Here is a 16,875-nt window from a genome sequence, read left to right as displayed (position 1 = left end):
GTTACAGTTTTAAAATTGAAATACAAGATATAGTGGTTTTTGAAAGAAGTTGAAAATGGCAAAAATCGTAAGAGCATGAATAAGTTTAGCGGAGACAATGCTTTAACAAAACTGAAACTGTAATATTAATGAAAAAAAGAAAGTCTCTGCACAAGATGTCCCTATATTTTGTATTAAAATATTTAAAAGATAACTAAAATGAAGATGTTAGATTATACTGCATTCATCCAAATAGATTATGAATTTCGTATTCTTGATAGAGAGTATATAACTGTAATTTTTGGGAAGTATTCGCTTTATGTGGTATACTAGTAGTGACCATAGAACTTATAGATAGGAATAAATTTAAAAATGAAGCTATGAAAAGAGTTTATAGCGATTACGATATTTAGGTATATCGACTATTTAAAAAATATAAAAGACAGTAGATGAGTTAGATAAATGTTGAATATGCAAAAACTATTAGAATAGAGTTATTCACTTTAGAAACTTATACTTACTGTGGAAATATATAGCATAATGTTGTTAGGGAAATAGGATTAATAGATTAATAAATGAAAGAATGCAAATCAGGAGGCGCGTGGTGAAAGAAAATGATGTTATTTTAAAACGGCAATCAACTCAAATATTTTTTAAGAATGGTGATACGGATTTTTTCTTTAATTGGTTGTTAGGAATCGGTGAAATTTTTGGTTTCTCTCATGGAGAGCTTTATTATCTTGCTCAAAGATTGGGGAACTCACCAAAGCCTGATGACTGGAAAAATGTATTTTTATCGCATGTAAACTACCTTGAACAAGAAGCAAGTAATTCAGGATTGAGTGAACAAACAAAGGCGCAGTATTATCTTGCACAGACCTACTCACTTCGCTCGGCAATTCAGTTTACCGATCCATTTTCTGACGAGTATTTACTGACCGTTCGTCAAATGGAGAAGGTGTTTTCTAGTGCAATTCATTCACTAGGTGCACCGATTGAAAAACTAACTATTCCCTATCAGGGTTCTTACTTGCCTGGGTATTATCTTCATAGCGGCGATAATTGTCCAACGCTAATCATGATTGGTGGAGGTGATACTTATCGCGAAGATTTATTTTACTTTGCAGGATATCCTGGATGGATACGAAATTATAATGTTTTAATGGTTGATCTTCCTGGTCAAGGGAGCAATCCTAGTAGAGGGCTGGTCTTTGATGTGGATGCTTCTATTCCAATTTCATTATGCATAGACTGGTTGGAAAATAGAAATCCTAAACTAAATTATTTAGCTATTTATGGTGTCAGCGGAGGGGGATATTTTACCGCACAAGCTGTCGAAAAGGATCCAAGAATTCATGCTTGGATTGCTAGTACCCCTATTTACGACGTTGCAGAACTTTTCAGAAAAGAATTTGGATCAAGTTTGAAAGCACCTAGTTGGTTAATAAATGCCATTTTAAAATTAGCTGGAAATTTGAATGAATCAGCAAATTTAAATCTTAAAAAGTATGCATGGCAGTTTGGTACTTCTGATTTTAAGAGTGCTATTGATGATGTATTTAACTATGCAAATATTGTAGATTATCAAAAAATTCAATGCCCATGCCTGTTTATCATGGGAAAGGGTGAGGGTGCTGAACTGCAGCATCAAACTAAGGTAATTTATGAATCACTTAAATCTAAAAATCAACAAACTAAACTTCAAGTATTTGAGGCGGAAAGTGGTGCGGACGCTCATTGCCAAGTCAATAATTTAAGACTCGCCCATAATGTCGTTTTTGATTGGTTGGATACTTTATTTGAATGGAATCAATCAAAGTTTTAGTTCTACTTATACTACTTAGATATATCTACATTTTTACTGTTAGGTGCTACAAGCCTATCTTACTTTAAGTAGCAAATTGAATAAATTCTCTACTGTTGATGGTAAGAGTAGGTTTTAGAATTTCAGTATTTAATGAAGTCTTTTCAAATAATAGGTTGGCTGAGTTATATTAATTATAACAAAATAGTATTATTTTTTCATTATTTACTAGGATTGTCTTCTGATTGATATTAAGAGAAAATAGCTTTGAAAATTGAATTTTGATGATAACATTTTTGAACAATTAGTGTTTAGATATGCTATTTAATTGCTAGAGTGCTCATTATAATAGAAAAAGAAGTAATTTCATTTTCAGTAAAAGTCCATAAAATACTTGAAAAATTATCTTGAAGATGATATAATACAGTCTTGTAAGGGTTATCACATATAACTCAAATAGAAAACACTTAAAGGAGAGTCAAACTATGGCTTCTAAAGATTTCCACGTAGTGGCAGAAACAGGTATTCACGCACGTCCAGCAACATTGTTGGTTCAAACAGCTAGCAAATTTGCTTCAGATATCACTCTTGAGTACAAAGGTAAATCAGTAAACCTTAAATCTATCATGGGTGTTATGAGTCTTGGTGTTGGCCAAGGCGCTGACGTTACAATTTCAGCTGAAGGTGCGGATGCTGACGACGCAATCGCTGCTATCACTGAAACTATGGAAAAAGAAGGATTGGCATAAGGAAAATGACAGAAATGCTTAAAGGAATCGCAGCATCTGACGGTGTTGCAGTTGCAAAAGCATATCTACTCGTTCAACCGGATTTGTCATTTGAGACTGTTACAGTCGAAGATACAAACGCAGAAGAAGCTCGCCTTGATGTCGCTCTACAAGCATCACAAGACGAGCTTTCTGTTATTCGTGAGAAAGCAGTAGGTACGCTAGGGGAAGAAGCAGCTCAAGTTTTTGACGCTCACTTGATGGTTCTTGCTGACCCAGAAATGATCAGCCAAATCAAGGAAACAATCCGTGCGAAGAAAGTGAATGCAGAAGCAGGTCTGAAAGAAGTGACAGACATGTTTATCACTATCTTTGAAGGTATGGAAGACAACCCATACATGCAAGAACGTGCAGCGGATATCCGCGACGTGACAAAACGTGTATTGGCAAACCTTCTTGGTAAAAAATTGCCAAACCCAGCTTCTATCAATGAAGAAGTGATCGTCATTGCACATGACTTGACTCCTTCTGATACAGCTCAATTGGACAAAAACTTTGTTAAAGCTTTTGTAACCAACATCGGTGGACGTACAAGCCACTCAGCTATCATGGCACGTACGCTTGAAATTGCTGCTGTATTGGGTACAAACAACATCACTGAAATCGTTAAAGATGGTGACATTCTTGCCGTTAACGGTATCACTGGTGAGGTTATTATCAACCCGACTGATGAGCAAGCGGCTGAATTCAAGGCTGCTGGTGAAGCTTATGCGAAGCAAAAAGCTGAATGGGCACTCTTGAAAGATGCACAAACAGTGACTGCTGATGGTAAACACTTTGAATTGGCTGCCAACATCGGTACTCCAAAAGACGTTGAAGGTGTCAATGACAATGGCGCTGAAGCTGTTGGCCTTTACCGTACAGAGTTCTTGTACATGGATTCTCAAGACTTCCCAACAGAAGATGAGCAGTACGAAGCTTACAAGGCTGTACTTGAAGGAATGAACGGTAAACCTGTTGTTGTTCGTACAATGGATATCGGTGGAGATAAGGAACTTCCTTACTTCGATATGCCTCATGAAATGAACCCATTCCTTGGATTCCGTGCCCTTCGTATCTCTATCTCTGAGACTGGAGATGCTATGTTCCGCACACAAATCCGTGCCCTTCTTCGTGCATCAGTTCACGGTCAATTGCGTATCATGTTCCCGATGGTTGCACTCTTGAAAGAATTCCGTGCAGCGAAAGCAGTCTTTGACGAAGAAAAAGCAAACCTTCTTGCTGAAGGAGTTGCAGTTGCGGATGATATCCAAGTTGGTATCATGATCGAGATCCCTGCAGCAGCCATGCTTGCAGACCAATTTGCTAAAGAAGTTGACTTCTTCTCAATTGGTACAAACGACTTGATCCAATACACAATGGCAGCAGACCGTATGAACGAACAAGTTTCATACCTTTACCAACCATACAACCCATCAATCCTACGTTTGATTAACAATGTTATCAAAGCAGCTCATGCTGAAGGTAAATGGGCAGGTATGTGTGGTGAGATGGCTGGTGACCAACAAGCTGTTCCACTTCTTGTCGGAATGGGCTTGGATGAGTTCTCTATGTCAGCAACATCTGTACTTCGTACACGTAGCTTGATGAAGAAATTGGATACAGCTAAGATGGAAGAGTACGCAAATCGTGCCCTTACAGAATGCTCAACAATGGAAGAAGTTCTTGAACTTCAAAAAGAATACGTTAATTTTGATTAATTGAAAAGCCCTTGCAACTCAGTTGCAGGGACTTTTTTTGATATTTTTAAAAGAATTTTTAAGCTAATCTTTCTTATATAAAGTCCAATCTTGAGAAAATTGTGGTCAGAATAAAAAAGTACTTAACTGGTTCATAAAATTCTTGACAAGTTGCAAATTTAAGAGTAAACTATTAACCAGTTAAGTAATAGAGAGGAGTTTCTGCAATTTAGAAATGAATTGCAACTAGAAATATAAAAAAGAAAGAGAGTTTCGATGAAAATTAATAAAAAATACCTTGCTGGTTCTGCGGCAGCTTTAATTTTAAGTGTCTGTTCTTATGAATTGGGACTGTATCAAGCCAGAACGGTCAAGGAAAATAATCGTGTTTCCTACATAGATGGAAAACAAGCGGCACAAAAAACGGAGAATCTGACTCCTGATGAAGTCAGCAAACGTGAAGGCATTAATGCCGAACAAATCGTCATCAAGATAACAGACCAGGGTTATGTCACTTCACACGGAGATCACTATCATTACTATAATGGCAAGGTCCCTTATGATGCTATTATCAGTGAAGAGTTACTGATGAAGGATCCAAACTATAGGCTAAAAGATGAGGATATTGTCAGTGAAGTCAAGGGTGGTTATGTTATCAAGGTAGATGGAAAATACTATGTTTACCTTAAGGATGCAGCCCATGCGGATAATGTCCGTACAAAAGAAGAAATCAATCGGCAAAAACAAGAGCATAGTCAGCATCGTGAAGGAGGAACTTCAGCAAACGATGGTGCGGTAGCCTTGGCACGTTCGCAAGGACGCTATACTACAGATGATGGTTATATCTTTAATGCCTCTGATATCATTGAAGATACTGGTGATGCTTATATCGTCCCTCATGGCGATCATTACCATTACATTCCTAAGAGTGAGTTATCAGCCAGCGAATTGGCTGCAGCAGAAGCCTTCCTAACTGGTAGAAGTGGCCAATCAAAAACGCCTACTTATCGCCGTACCAATAACAACAGTGCTAGCAGCGATGTAGATAGATGGAGCCCATCCTATAATAACCAAGGCAGTGGCTATACGAACACGAACACATCTAACAACAGTAGTGACGATAGTCAAGCAAGTCAAAGTGATGATATTGATGGTCTTTTGAGACAGCTCTACAAACTGTCTTTGAGCCAACGACATGTGGAATCTGATGGCCTTGTTTTTGATCCAGCACAAATTACAAGTCGAACAGCTAGAGGTGTAGCTGTACCTCATGGGAACCATTACCATTTCATCCCTTATTCACAGATGTCTGAATTGGAAGAACGAATCGCTCGCATCATCCCGCTTCGCTATCGTTCGAACCATTGGGTGCCGGATTCAAGACCAGAACAATCAAGTCCACAACCGAATCCGCAACCTGCACCAAATCCTCAACCAGCTCCAAGCAATCCAATTGACGAAAAATTGGTTAAACAGGCGATTCGAAAAGTAGCTAATGGCTATGTATTTGAGGAGAATGGCATCTCTCGTTATATTCCTGCCAAGGAACTTTCAGCAGAAACTACTGCAGCCATTGATAGTAAACTCACCAAGCAAGAAAGTTTAGCTCATAAACTCGAAGCTAAGAACAGCAACCTCCCATCTGCTAATCGAGGATTTTACAATAAGGCTTATGATTTACTAGCAAGAGTTCATCAAGACTTACTTGATAATAAAGGTCGCCAAGCTGATTTTGACGCTTTGGATAAACTGTTGGAACGACTCAACGATGCCTCAAGTGATAAAGCTAAGTTGGTGGATGATATCCTCGCCTTCCTAGCGCCGATTCGTCATCCAGAACGTCTAGGAAAACCAAATGCGCAAATTGCCTACACTGATGATGAGATTCAGGTAGCCAAGTTGGCAGGCAAGTATACAACAGAAGATGGCTATATCTTTGATCCTCGTGATATCACCAGTGATGAGGGGGATGCCTATGTAACTCCACATATGACCCACAGTCATTGGATTAAAAAAGATAGTTTGTCTGAAGCCGAAAGAGCGGCAGCCCAGGCTTATGCTAAAGAGAAAGGTTTGACCCCTCCTTCGACAGACCATCAGGATTCAGGAAATACGGAAGCTAAAGGAGCAGAAGCAATCTACAATCGAGTGAAAGCAGCTAAGAAGGTTCCACTTGATCATATGCCTTACAATCTCCAACATACTGTGGAAGTTAAAAACGGAAGCTTGATTATTCCTCATTATAACCATTACCATAATATCAAATTTGAGTGGTTTGACGAGGGACTTTATGAGGCACCTAAGGGGTATAGTCTAGAAGATCTCTTTGCGACTGTCAAGTACTATGTCGAACATCCAAACGAACGTCCGCATTCAGATAGTGGTTGGGGAAATGCAAGTGACCATGTTCAAAGAAACCAAAATGGCCAAGCTGATACCAATCAAACGGAAAAACCAAACGAGGAGAAACCTCAGACAGACAATCCTGAAGAAGAAAAGCCACGCGAAGAATCACCAGAGGAGCCAGAAGAGCCTCAGGTCGAGACTGAAAAGGTTGAAGCGAAATTAAGAGAGGCTGAAGAGCTGCTTGCAAAGATCCAAGACCCCATTATCAAGTCCAATGCCAAAGAAACTCTCACCGGCTTAAAAAATAACCTGCTATTTGGTGCACAGGACAACAATACCATTATGGCTGAAGCTGAAAAGTTGTTGGCTTTATTAAAGGAGAGTAAGTAAAGGTAGTAGCATTTTCTAGCTCCTAAAAACAGGATAGGAGAACTAGAAAAGATTAATCGAAAATGAGAGCAGAATGTGAGTTCTAGTTCTCATTTTTTTCATGAAAATGTGCAAAATATCTTGACATATAGTGTAAATAAAGATAAACTATTTACTAGTTAATTAAATGGTTAAATACTAGTTAAGGAGTAATGATGAAAAAAAGAACATTCCTATTATTAATGACAAGTCTGTTGGTTCTTGTTTTAGGAGCATGTAGCCAAAAAGAAAAACAAGAATCAAAAGGGATGAAGATTGTAACAAGTTTTTATCCAATCTATGCCATGGTCAAAGAGGTATCGGGGGACTTGAATGATGTACGGATGATTCAGTCAAGTAACGGGATTCACTCCTTTGAACCTTCAGCAAATGACATTGCTGCTATTTATGACGCGGATGTCTTTGTCTACCATTCTCATACGCTCGAGTCTTGGGCTGGAAGTCTAGATCCAAACTTGAAAAACTCAAAAGTTAAAGTTTTAGAAGCTTCTGAAGGAATGATGTTGGAGCGTGTACCAGGTTTGGAAGATGTAGAAGCTGGTGACGGTATTGATGAAAAAACACTCTACGATCCTCACACTTGGTTAGATCCTGAAAAAGCAGGTGAAGAGGCGCAGATTATTGCGGATAAACTTTCGGAGCTTGATAGCGCCAATAAGGAAACTTATCAAAAGAATGCCAAAAACTTTATCGCTAAAGCCCAAGAATTGACTAAGAAGTACCAGCCTATTTTTGAAAAAGCGAGTCAAAAGACCTTTGTTACACAACACACAGCCTTTTCTTATCTCGCTAAACGCTTTGGTTTGAAACAACTTGGTATAGCAGGGATTTCCCCTGAACAAGAGCCAAGTCCGAGACAACTAACAGAAATTCAAGAATTCGTTAAGACCTATAAGGTTAAGACGATTTTTACAGAAAGTAACGCTTCTTCTAAAGTCGCTGAGACCTTGGTCAAATCAACAGGAGTTAATCTAAAGACACTCAATCCTTTGGAAGCAGACCCTGAAAACGACAAAACGTACTTAGAAAACCTAGAAGAAAATATGAATGTTCTTGCAGAAGAATTAAAATGAGGAGATTATGAAAATGAAGAAAAAGTATCTTGCGGTGGGATCGGCTTTAGTCCTTTCCCTAAGTCTTTGCATCTATGCATTGAATCAACATCAAGTAGAAGGAAACAACAATAATAACCGTGTGTCTTATGTCGATGGGAAGCAAGACTCTCAAAAAACAGAGTCCCAAACACCAGATCAAGTTAGCAAAAAAGAAGATATTCAAGCAGAACAAATTGTCGTGAAAATTACCGATCAAGGTTATGTGACATCACACGGTGATCATTTCCATTATTACAATGGTAAAGTTCCTTTTGATGCGATTTTCAGTGAAGAACTCTTGATGAAAGATGACAATTATCAACTTAAAGACACTGATATTGTCAACGAAATCAAAGGTGGATACATTATCAAGGTTGATGGTAAGTATTATGTCTACCTAAAGGATGCGGCATATGCAGATAACGTTCGTACGAAGGAGGAAATTGAGCGCCAAAAACAAGGTCATACACACGATGCGCCAGCTTCTAACAGTGCAGTGACACTTGCACGATCACAAGGACGTTATACTACCGATGATGGATATATTTTTAATCCATCTGATATTATAGAGGACACTGGTGATGCTTATATCGTTCCTCATGGTGGACATTACCACTACATTCCAAAGAGTTCCTTGTCTGCTAGTGAATTGGCTGCTGCTCAAGCCTACCTCTCTGGAACTAGAAAACAACCGAGTGTGACTGACTATCGTCCAAGTCAAAATGGAATCGGTCAAACCACTAATTCTAGTCAACAAACTGAAACACCAAGCAATACAGAAGAGAGCCTTCAGAATCTATTAAAACAGCTCCATGCACTTCCAAGTAATCAACGTTATGCGGAATCGGATGGCTTAATTTTTGACCCTGCTAAGATTTCAAGCAGAACACCGAGTGGCGTGGCGATTCCTCATGGAAATCACTATCATTTCATTCCGTATACAAAGCTTTCTGCTTTGGAAGAAAAGATTGCGCGTATGATTCCTCTTGCTAGCGACAGTGGGCAACCAGTACCTTTGGAAAATCCAAGTAAACCAGTAGAACATCCTGATCAGCAAGACCATCATCATGACCAAGACGGTGACCATGGAAGTCAGGGGACCAAGCATAAAGATCATGACCACGATGGAGAGAACCATAATCACCATCATGACGAAGAGCATGATCACGACTTTGCAGCTGAACGCGTTGTCAGTGAAGATGAGCAAGGGTTTGTAGTTTCTCATGGAGATCACGCTCATTATTTCTTTAAGAAGGACTTGACTGATGCTCAAATTAAAGCCGCCCAAAACCACTTGAAAGAAAATCGTCAGTCTGAGCCTGTTCAACCACTTGCCAAGACCGTGGAAAATTTCTCAAGAGATGCGAGCGATGAAGAAAAAATCAAGTATATCTCACAGACCTACGGAGTACCGCTTGAAGCGATTCGTATTTCAAATGGATTCTTTGTCTTTGGAAATCCGGATCAAGCCTATGATCCTACTCATATTCATCCCTATGCAGTACGAAAAGAACATGTTCGTATACCGCTGCAGACAGGTGATCCTGAACTTGATTTCTTAAATGAACTTTATACTACTGCCCTACGCGACAATGTGTCTCCTTATAGTTTGCAAGTTGAAAATGGTAGTTTTGTCATTCCACATGGTGATCACAATCACTACATTAAGGTTCAGACCAAGGGCTATGAGGTTGCTTTAAAGAATAAGATTCCTACCTTACAATCAAGCTATCAGCCTGGAGCTTTTGACGAGCAAACTGTTCTTTCTAAAGTTGATCAACTATTAGCAGATAGCAGAAGTCTCTACAAAGACAAACCTATCATGCAGAGACGGGTTGAACTTGCTTTGGGTCAATTTACCGAGAACATGAAAAAACTTGCGACAAACTCAACTGCTGGATACCTAGCAACCTTGGATCTCTTTGATAAGCAATATATCCATGTGGATCACAGTGTGTCTCCAGTTGAAACATCACCTTTGGACAAGAAATACCAAGCCCTTGTAGATAAGATCAATACACTGGATACAGATACTTATGGTTTGCCTAAGAAGGATCTCTTGCTTCATTTGCAAGATGCGAAACTAGCACAAGATGAAACAGAGTTGGATGCGATTGAAGCGAAACTGCAAGCCTTGCAAGATTTCCGCGATCGGACAGGGGTTACGACAGTAGAGTACATTAAGTATTTCTACGAACATGTATCTGATGGCCGACTCAGAGAAGAACTACGTAACCGTGTTGCCAAGTTGACTTGGGAACTTTACCAGTCGCAATCTTTTCTCAAAGCAACCGACTTAAACAAGTTATTCCCAACCATCTACCAAACTAAACTAGAGGTGGAAGAAGCTCTCAAAGACGAACCAGTTTCTACAAAAGCTGGCAAAACCATTCTGGATACGGAAAAAGTGGATAGCCAAACTGCTAAGACAGCTATCTATGAATTCCTAAAAGAACTCTACGGTGATTTTATGCCAGAAGAGCGGGTTAGCCATGTTAAAAAGGAAGAAGTGGATGCTCTTCTAACAAAAGCTGCCCAACTCCTAGCACGTGTCAAAGAAGACGGTGTCAAACAATCCCTAGCTGAAGAAGCAGCCAATATCAAAGCAGCCACAGAAAAAGAAAATGCAGACTTTGATGAAGCCAAGACACAGCTTGAGGAACTTTTGAACCGTATTGCAGCAACTATCCAACGAGAGGAAAAACAGGCAGAACAAGATCCGCAAACGGTGATCATCTATCAAAAACTTTATAATGTCTTGCTCTCTCTTCACAAGTACCTTGAGGATAATAAGGGATTAGATGCAGACTTTGAGCGTGTTGATGCCCTATTTGATCAACTCGCAGCCAAAAGTAGTGATAAAGAAGGCCTCCTTACTCTAGCTAAAGAGATTATTAGCTTGAACCAAGAACTCCGTTCAAAATCAAGTGAAACTGCTAACCAATCTAAGTCTGAGAAAGATAGTGAAACAGCGACATCTCAAGCAAGCGAAAAGCAAGAGCAAAGTGAGTCTGACTCAAGTGCTCAACCAAACGAATAAAAAGAAAGGCGAAGTAGCTGAGCTACCTCGTCTTTTTTAGTCTTTATAGGATACAATACCAATGATGGTATCTACTGCGCGCTCCATGGTCTGAAGACTAACGTATTCAAAACGGCCGTGCATGTTTTCACCACCAGCAAAGATATTCGGAGTTGGAATACCCATAAAGGAAATCTTAGAACCGTCTGTCCCACCACGAATCGGTTCAATGATTGGCGTGATTCCAAGATCTTCCATAACGGCTTTGGCAATGGTAACGGGTGTCATGTCTTTCTCGATGACTTCTTTCATATTGTAGTACTGGTCTGTCAGACTCAAGGTTACTCTATTATTCCCAAGCTTTTGATTCATCTTATCAGCAATGTCCCGCATGGTTTCCTTACGAGCTTCAAAGGCATCTTTTTCAAAGTCTCGAATGATATAGCTTGCACGCGCCTCCTCGACACTACCTGACACATCCATAAGATGATAGAAACCTTGGTAACCATCTGTCAGCTCTGGTCGGTCGTTCTCAGGAAGTTGATTATGAAAATCAATCGCCAGCTGAAGGGCATTGACCATCTGTCCTTTGGCAGTACCAGGGTGGACATTACGCCCTTGGAAATGGAGCTCAGCGCCAGCTGCTGAGAAAGTCTCGTACTGGAGTTCCCCTAGTGGTCCTCCGTCAACAGTGTAGGCGAAATCAACATCAAAATCTTTAGCATCGAATTTGTTAGCACCAACGCCAATTTCTTCATCTGGACCAAAACCAACTCGAATTTCACAATGCTTGATTTCGGGATGAGCAGTCAGGTATTCGATAGCAGTCATAATTTCAGCAATCCCAGACTTGTCATCAGCACCTAGCAAGGTCGTACCATCAGTTGTGATAAGCGTTTGGCCATGATATTTTTCAAGACTCTTGAAGTCAACAGGATCTAGTTTAAAGCCAGAAGTACCTAAGTCGATGGCTCCACCATCATAGTTTTCGATAACTTGCGGCTTCACACCTTCAGCATTAAAGTCAGCAGTATCCATGTGGGAGATGAAGCCAATTTTGCGAGTGAGATTTGGATCGTTAGCTGGTAAGGTACCAATAGCAAAACCATTTGGCAGATAGTAGACGTTTTGTAGACCAACACGTTTCATTTCAGGAATAAGAACGTTGATCGCAAAATCTACCTGACTTTGCGTACTTGGAGTAGTAGTAGAGTGTTCATCAGAACGTGTATTGACCTTAACGTAGCTCAAAAAACGTTCTAAAAGATTGGGATAAGTCATAAAAACTCCTTTATTATCATTTTTTTCATTGTATCATAGAATGGAGGGAAAGACAAAGAGGAGTAAATAAAAAAACAAAATTAATGAAAACGTTTATTTATTATATCTTTCATGGTACAATGGTAATTGAAAAAAACATCACAAGGATATATCAATGAAAAAAGCAATTTTAATGATGACATTCGGTTCACCAGAAGAGATTACCTTTGAGAGTGTAGCGGATTTTTTTACCAATATTCGTCGTGGGGTTAGACCCCAGGATCACGAGATTCAGACCCTCTATGATAACTATGTCCGTATAGGTGGAACACCGCTTCAGAAGATTACCCGTGAGGAAGTTGCTTTAGTAAGAGAGCGATTAGGAGAAGAGTATGGCATCTACTTTGCTAACAAATTTTCTCGCCCCTTTATCCCTGATGTGATCAAGCAGATGGAAGCTGATGGTGTTGAAGAATGTATCTGCTTGATTTTGGAACCTCATTATTCCTTCTACTCGGTGATGGGATATGAGAAGTTTCTGGAGAGCAAGCAAATACGCTTTTTAGTCATTAAAGAGTGGTATCAGCAACAGTCTTTGCTAGACTTCTGGACAGATGAGGTTGGTAAAATCTTGAGAGACGAAGTGGGAGGGGAGTCCTTCAAGGTGATCTTCTCAGCTCACAGTGTTCCAATTTTTGCCTTGGACTATGGAGATCCTTATATCGACCAGATTTTTGACAATAGCAAACTCATCGCGAACCAACTTGGATTAGTAGCAGATCAGTACACCAATACTTGGCAGAGCGAGAGTGACATTGGAATCCCTTGGATCAAGCCAGATGTACTCGAGTATTTGAGAGAACAGAAACAACATCCAGAGCATTATATTTTTGTACCGATTAGCTTTATCAGTGAACATATTGAAGTTCTTTTTGATAATGATGTAGAATGTTATGAGTTATGTCAAGAATTAGGGGTAAATTATCATCGCCCACCAATGCCAAATACAGATTCCCGTTTAATTGATGCTTTAGTTGATACTGTGAGGGACAATGAACAAAAAGAATTTAAGGAATTTCTCCCAGAAGAAGAAACCTTTGACGAATTAGCTCCCTCAGCAACCACTAAGGATATTATGGAGGAAACAGACGATCTTCAAATGCCAGAATTTGTGAAAAAACTGATTGAGAAAAAAGGCCGTGAAAATGTGAAGATGCCTTACTTAATAAAAAAAATGCTAGAAAAGGCAGGTAAGTTGCCGAAAGACTAAAGAAAAAAGGATTTAGCATGAAGCTAGATCCTTTTTTGTCTTATTTTTTCTCAAGAAGGGCTTTGATTTCTTGAAGAACTTCTAGTTCAGTTGGAGTAGCAGGTGCTTCCTCAACCACTTCCTCTTTCTTACGAAGGTTTTGAGCTTTTTCAATACCTTTAATAACGAAGAAAAGAACAGTACCCACAACGAGGAAGTTGATAACAGCGCTCAAGAAGCTACCATAACCAACACCATTCCATGAAAGTTCAGCGATACGTTCAACGTTCGCAGCTTTCAAAGCTGGGTTCAAGAGAAGTGGAGTGATGATATCATTAACAAATGAAGTAACGATAGCACCGAAAGCAGAGGCAATGATCACACCGACAGCGAGGTCAACGACATTACCACGAAGCAAAAATTCTTTAAGATCTTTTAACATTTTCATAAAATCCTTTCATAAAATCATGTTATATTATATCTTAAATAGCTATATAATGCAACTCTAATGCTTATGATTTAAGACACTTTTTTAAAGATATATGATTTACTAAATATATAATTGAGAATGATAATCAAGATTTGAGCAATCAGAGTTTCGATGGTATTAACCCTATCTATATTCTGTTCAACAAACTGACCAATAATATTGGGATAAGATGTAACGAAAATATAAGTTAAAAGAACGTCCAAACCAAGAGTAGAGAGCCGTGCTAAGAAAAATTTAGCCAGACGGATTGCCCAATTTTTTCTCTCTTGTTTAAAAACAAATGCATCATTAGTGATAAAGGCAAAAAGAATAGCAATAATATTTGCGAGTATGGTTGCTAGGACTTCTTGATGGCTGATACGGTAGATAGCTAAACGTGATAAAATTGAGACCAGAGTAGTAGCACCACCAAAAAATAAGTAGGAGAGAATCTCGTTATCAAAGAAAGCTTTTATTTGATTTTTCATGATTTTAGTATAGCATAAAGTCATATATTGTGCTATACTGGTAAGGTTGATTCACTCAACCCTTGGTGCTTAGCTTCTTTCACCAAGCATATTTTACGCGGGAAACCGCCAAAGGAGAGAACATGAAAAATTTAACTGTTCGTGACATGGCAGATATTGCTATTGTTGCTGCTATCTATGTGGTTTTGACCATTACCCCACCACTAAATGCTATTAGCTACGGTGCTTACCAGTTCCGTATTTCTGAGATGATGAATTTTCTAGCCTTTTACAATCCTAAATATATCATCGGTGTGACGATTGGTTGTATGATTGCTAATTTCTTTAGCTTTGGTCTAATAGATGTCTTTGTCGGTGGAGGTTCTACCCTAGTTTTCCTAAGTCTAGGTGTATGGCTCTTTAACAAATACAAAAATGATTATTTGTTCAATGGTTTGATTCGTAAAGATCATTTCTTCTTTTCAATCCTCTTTTCAATTTCAATGATTACCATTGCAGCTGAACTTCATATCGTTGCAGAGGCCCCATTCTTCTTCACATGGTTCTCTACGGGGATTGGAGAGTTTGCATCACTTATCGTGGGTGCGATTTTGATCAATAAACTGGGACAGCAAATCGATCTAACAAAATAAGAAGTTTATAAGCTAGATTCTTAATAAATCTAGCTTTTTTTATTCCATAAAATTAAAAGAGAGCGCTTGACAAGAACATAGAACTATAGTATACTTTTTAGGTAAGCTGATTTAGCTCAGTTGGCAGAGCGCATCCATGGTAAGGATGAGGTCGCCGGTTCAATCCCGGCAATTAGCATGATAGAAACGAAATAACCTTGGGAAACCAAGGTTATTCTTGTACACTTGTATAAATGAAGTTAAAGAGTTTTGGCTGTTGACAAAAGTGACTCTATCTAGTAGAATAGTAGTTGCGATGAGTCGATAGGTAGTCTTCAGACTACTATTGAGCATAAGGAGGTCATAACGCAGGAGCGGACCTTGATGAGTTGTGTGAACCTGCTCATCACATGAAGATGCCTCTTAGTCCCTGGTCAATGACTAGGGATTTTTAGTTTTCAGAAAATATAGTCTAAAAATGCTTTTCAATTTCTGGAAAAAGTAGTATAATACATCTATTATAGAAATTTTTAGAAAATTCCGAAAGAGGTTATTTATGGGATATACAGTTGCTGTAGTCGGCGCGACAGGTGCTGTCGGAGCTCAGATGATAAAAATGTTGGAAGAATCAACACTTCCAATTGATAAAATCCGTTACCTTGCTTCTGCACGTTCAGCAGGCAAAACTTTGAAATTTAAAGACCAAGATATTACGATTGAAGAAACGACTGAGACAGCTTTTGAGGGTGTTGATATTGCACTCTTCTCAGCAGGTGGTTCGACATCAGCTAAGTATGCACCATACGCAGTTCAAGCTGGAGCGGTAGTAGTGGATAATACATCTTATTTCCGTCAAAATCCAGATGTACCATTGGTTGTGCCAGAAGTAAATGCTCATGCACTTGATGCCCACAACGGTATTATCGCATGTCCTAACTGTTCTACAATCCAAATGATGGTGGCGCTTGAACCTGTTCGTCAAAAATGGGGCTTGGACCGTATCATCGTTTCAACTTACCAAGCCGTTTCTGGTGCTGGTATGGGAGCGATTCTTGAAACACAACGTGAACTCCGTGAAGTCTTGAATGATGGTGTGAATCCACGTGATTTGCATGCGGAAATCTTGCCTTCAGGTGGTGACAAGAAACACTATCCTATCGCCTTTAATGCTCTTCCACAAATCGATGTCTTTACTGACAATGATTACACTTATGAAGAGATGAAGATGACTAAGGAAACGAAGAAAATCATGGAAGATGATAGCATCGCAGTGTCTGCAACATGTGTTCGTATTCCAGTCTTGTCAGCTCACTCTGAGTCAGTTTATATCGAAACAAAAGAAGTGGCCCCAATCGAAGAAGTGAAAGCAGCCATCGCAGCCTTCCCAGGTGCAGTTCTTGAAGATGATGTAGCGCATCAAATCTATCCTCAAGCTATCAACGCTGTTGGCTCGCGTGATACCTTTGTTGGTCGTATCCGTAAAGACTTGGATGCTGAAAAAGGAATTCACATGTGGGTTGTTTCAGATAACCTTCTTAAAGGTGCTGCTTGGAATTCAGTACAGATTGCAGAAACGCTCCACGAACGTGGATTGGTTCGTCCAACAGCTGAATTGAAATTTGAATTGAAATAATGGTTTAGGAGTTCGAATGAACTCCTT

The 16,875-nt window shown here is 39.3% G+C and carries 12 protein-coding genes, 1 tRNA gene and 1 riboswitch; of the genes, 10 read left to right on the top strand and 3 right to left on the bottom strand.

Annotated features, from left to right (window positions below; translation table 11 throughout):
- The first annotated feature begins 583 nt into the window (after positions 1-583).
- The 6 genes from K1I97_RS02690 to K1I97_RS02665 all read left to right on the top strand — a co-directional run bounded on the left by K1I97_RS02690 (position 584) and on the right by K1I97_RS02665 (position 11,159).
- Positions 584-1,804: an alpha/beta hydrolase family protein gene (locus tag K1I97_RS02690; RefSeq protein WP_223331479.1), complete on the top strand. Its 1,221-nt coding sequence runs from the start codon at positions 584-586 to the stop codon at positions 1,802-1,804.
- 464 nt (positions 1,805-2,268) lie between these two features.
- Positions 2,269-2,532: a phosphocarrier protein HPr gene (locus K1I97_RS02685; protein ID WP_000146948.1), complete on the top strand. Its 264-nt coding sequence runs from the start codon at positions 2,269-2,271 to the stop codon at positions 2,530-2,532.
- 5 nt (positions 2,533-2,537) lie between these two features.
- On the top strand, positions 2,538-4,271 hold the full coding sequence (ptsP, locus tag K1I97_RS02680; protein ID WP_223331478.1) for a phosphoenolpyruvate--protein phosphotransferase: 1,734 nt from the start codon (positions 2,538-2,540) through the stop codon (positions 4,269-4,271).
- 255 nt (positions 4,272-4,526) lie between these two features.
- Complete coding sequence (locus K1I97_RS02675) at positions 4,527-6,986, top strand: pneumococcal-type histidine triad protein (RefSeq protein WP_223331477.1); 2,460 nt, start codon at positions 4,527-4,529, stop codon at positions 6,984-6,986.
- A 194-nt stretch (positions 6,987-7,180) separates the two neighbouring features.
- Complete coding sequence (locus tag K1I97_RS02670) at positions 7,181-8,098, top strand: metal ABC transporter substrate-binding protein (protein ID WP_223331476.1); 918 nt, start codon at positions 7,181-7,183, stop codon at positions 8,096-8,098.
- Between the two features lie 13 nt (positions 8,099-8,111).
- Positions 8,112-11,159: a pneumococcal-type histidine triad protein gene (locus K1I97_RS02665; protein ID WP_317628032.1), complete on the top strand. Its 3,048-nt coding sequence runs from the start codon at positions 8,112-8,114 to the stop codon at positions 11,157-11,159.
- A 36-nt stretch (positions 11,160-11,195) separates the two neighbouring features.
- Here the strand turns inward: K1I97_RS02665 and pepT are convergent, their stop codons facing one another.
- Positions 11,196-12,419 carry a peptidase T gene (pepT, locus tag K1I97_RS02660; protein WP_223331474.1) on the bottom strand — a complete coding sequence of 408 codons (1,224 nt, stop codon included), beginning with the start codon at positions 12,417-12,419 and terminating at the stop codon, positions 11,196-11,198.
- 154 nt (positions 12,420-12,573) lie between these two features.
- On the opposite strand from pepT, the gene hemH reads away from it, so the two are divergent.
- Complete coding sequence (hemH, locus tag K1I97_RS02655) at positions 12,574-13,668, top strand: ferrochelatase (protein WP_223331473.1); 1,095 nt, start codon at positions 12,574-12,576, stop codon at positions 13,666-13,668.
- 40 nt (positions 13,669-13,708) lie between these two features.
- On the opposite strand, the gene mscL is transcribed toward hemH, so the two are convergent.
- Positions 13,709-14,089 (bottom strand): large conductance mechanosensitive channel protein MscL, encoded by a 381-nt coding sequence (gene mscL / locus K1I97_RS02650; RefSeq protein WP_125827325.1) that lies wholly within the window; start codon positions 14,087-14,089, stop codon positions 13,709-13,711.
- 77 nt (positions 14,090-14,166) lie between these two features.
- Entirely contained in the window at positions 14,167-14,604 is a 438-nt protein-coding gene (locus K1I97_RS02645) for a GtrA family protein (protein WP_084972625.1), read from the bottom strand.
- Positions 14,605-14,632: 28 nt separating this feature from the next.
- Positions 14,633-14,729: riboswitch (PreQ1 riboswitch) on the top strand.
- Between K1I97_RS02645 and K1I97_RS02640 the strand changes: the two genes are divergently transcribed.
- The 3 genes from K1I97_RS02640 (at position 14,727) to K1I97_RS02630 (ending at position 16,848) form a co-directional block, all read left to right on the top strand.
- A complete protein-coding gene (locus K1I97_RS02640) occupies positions 14,727-15,236 on the top strand; it encodes a QueT transporter family protein (protein ID WP_084972327.1) in 510 nt (169 codons plus the stop codon). (Overlaps the previous riboswitch by 3 nt.)
- 105 nt (positions 15,237-15,341) lie before the next feature.
- Positions 15,342-15,414, top strand: a tRNA-Thr gene (locus K1I97_RS02635).
- 357 nt (positions 15,415-15,771) lie between these two features.
- Positions 15,772-16,848 (top strand): aspartate-semialdehyde dehydrogenase, encoded by a 1,077-nt coding sequence (locus K1I97_RS02630; RefSeq protein ID WP_000542494.1) that lies wholly within the window; start codon positions 15,772-15,774, stop codon positions 16,846-16,848.
- The last annotated feature ends 27 nt before the right edge of the window (positions 16,849-16,875 follow it).

This window comes from Streptococcus oralis (assembly GCF_019929345.1).
Classification (GTDB): domain Bacteria; phylum Bacillota; class Bacilli; order Lactobacillales; family Streptococcaceae; genus Streptococcus.
Note: the sequence above shows the minus strand (reverse complement) of the source record. Positions and strands in the feature narration are given on the sequence as shown.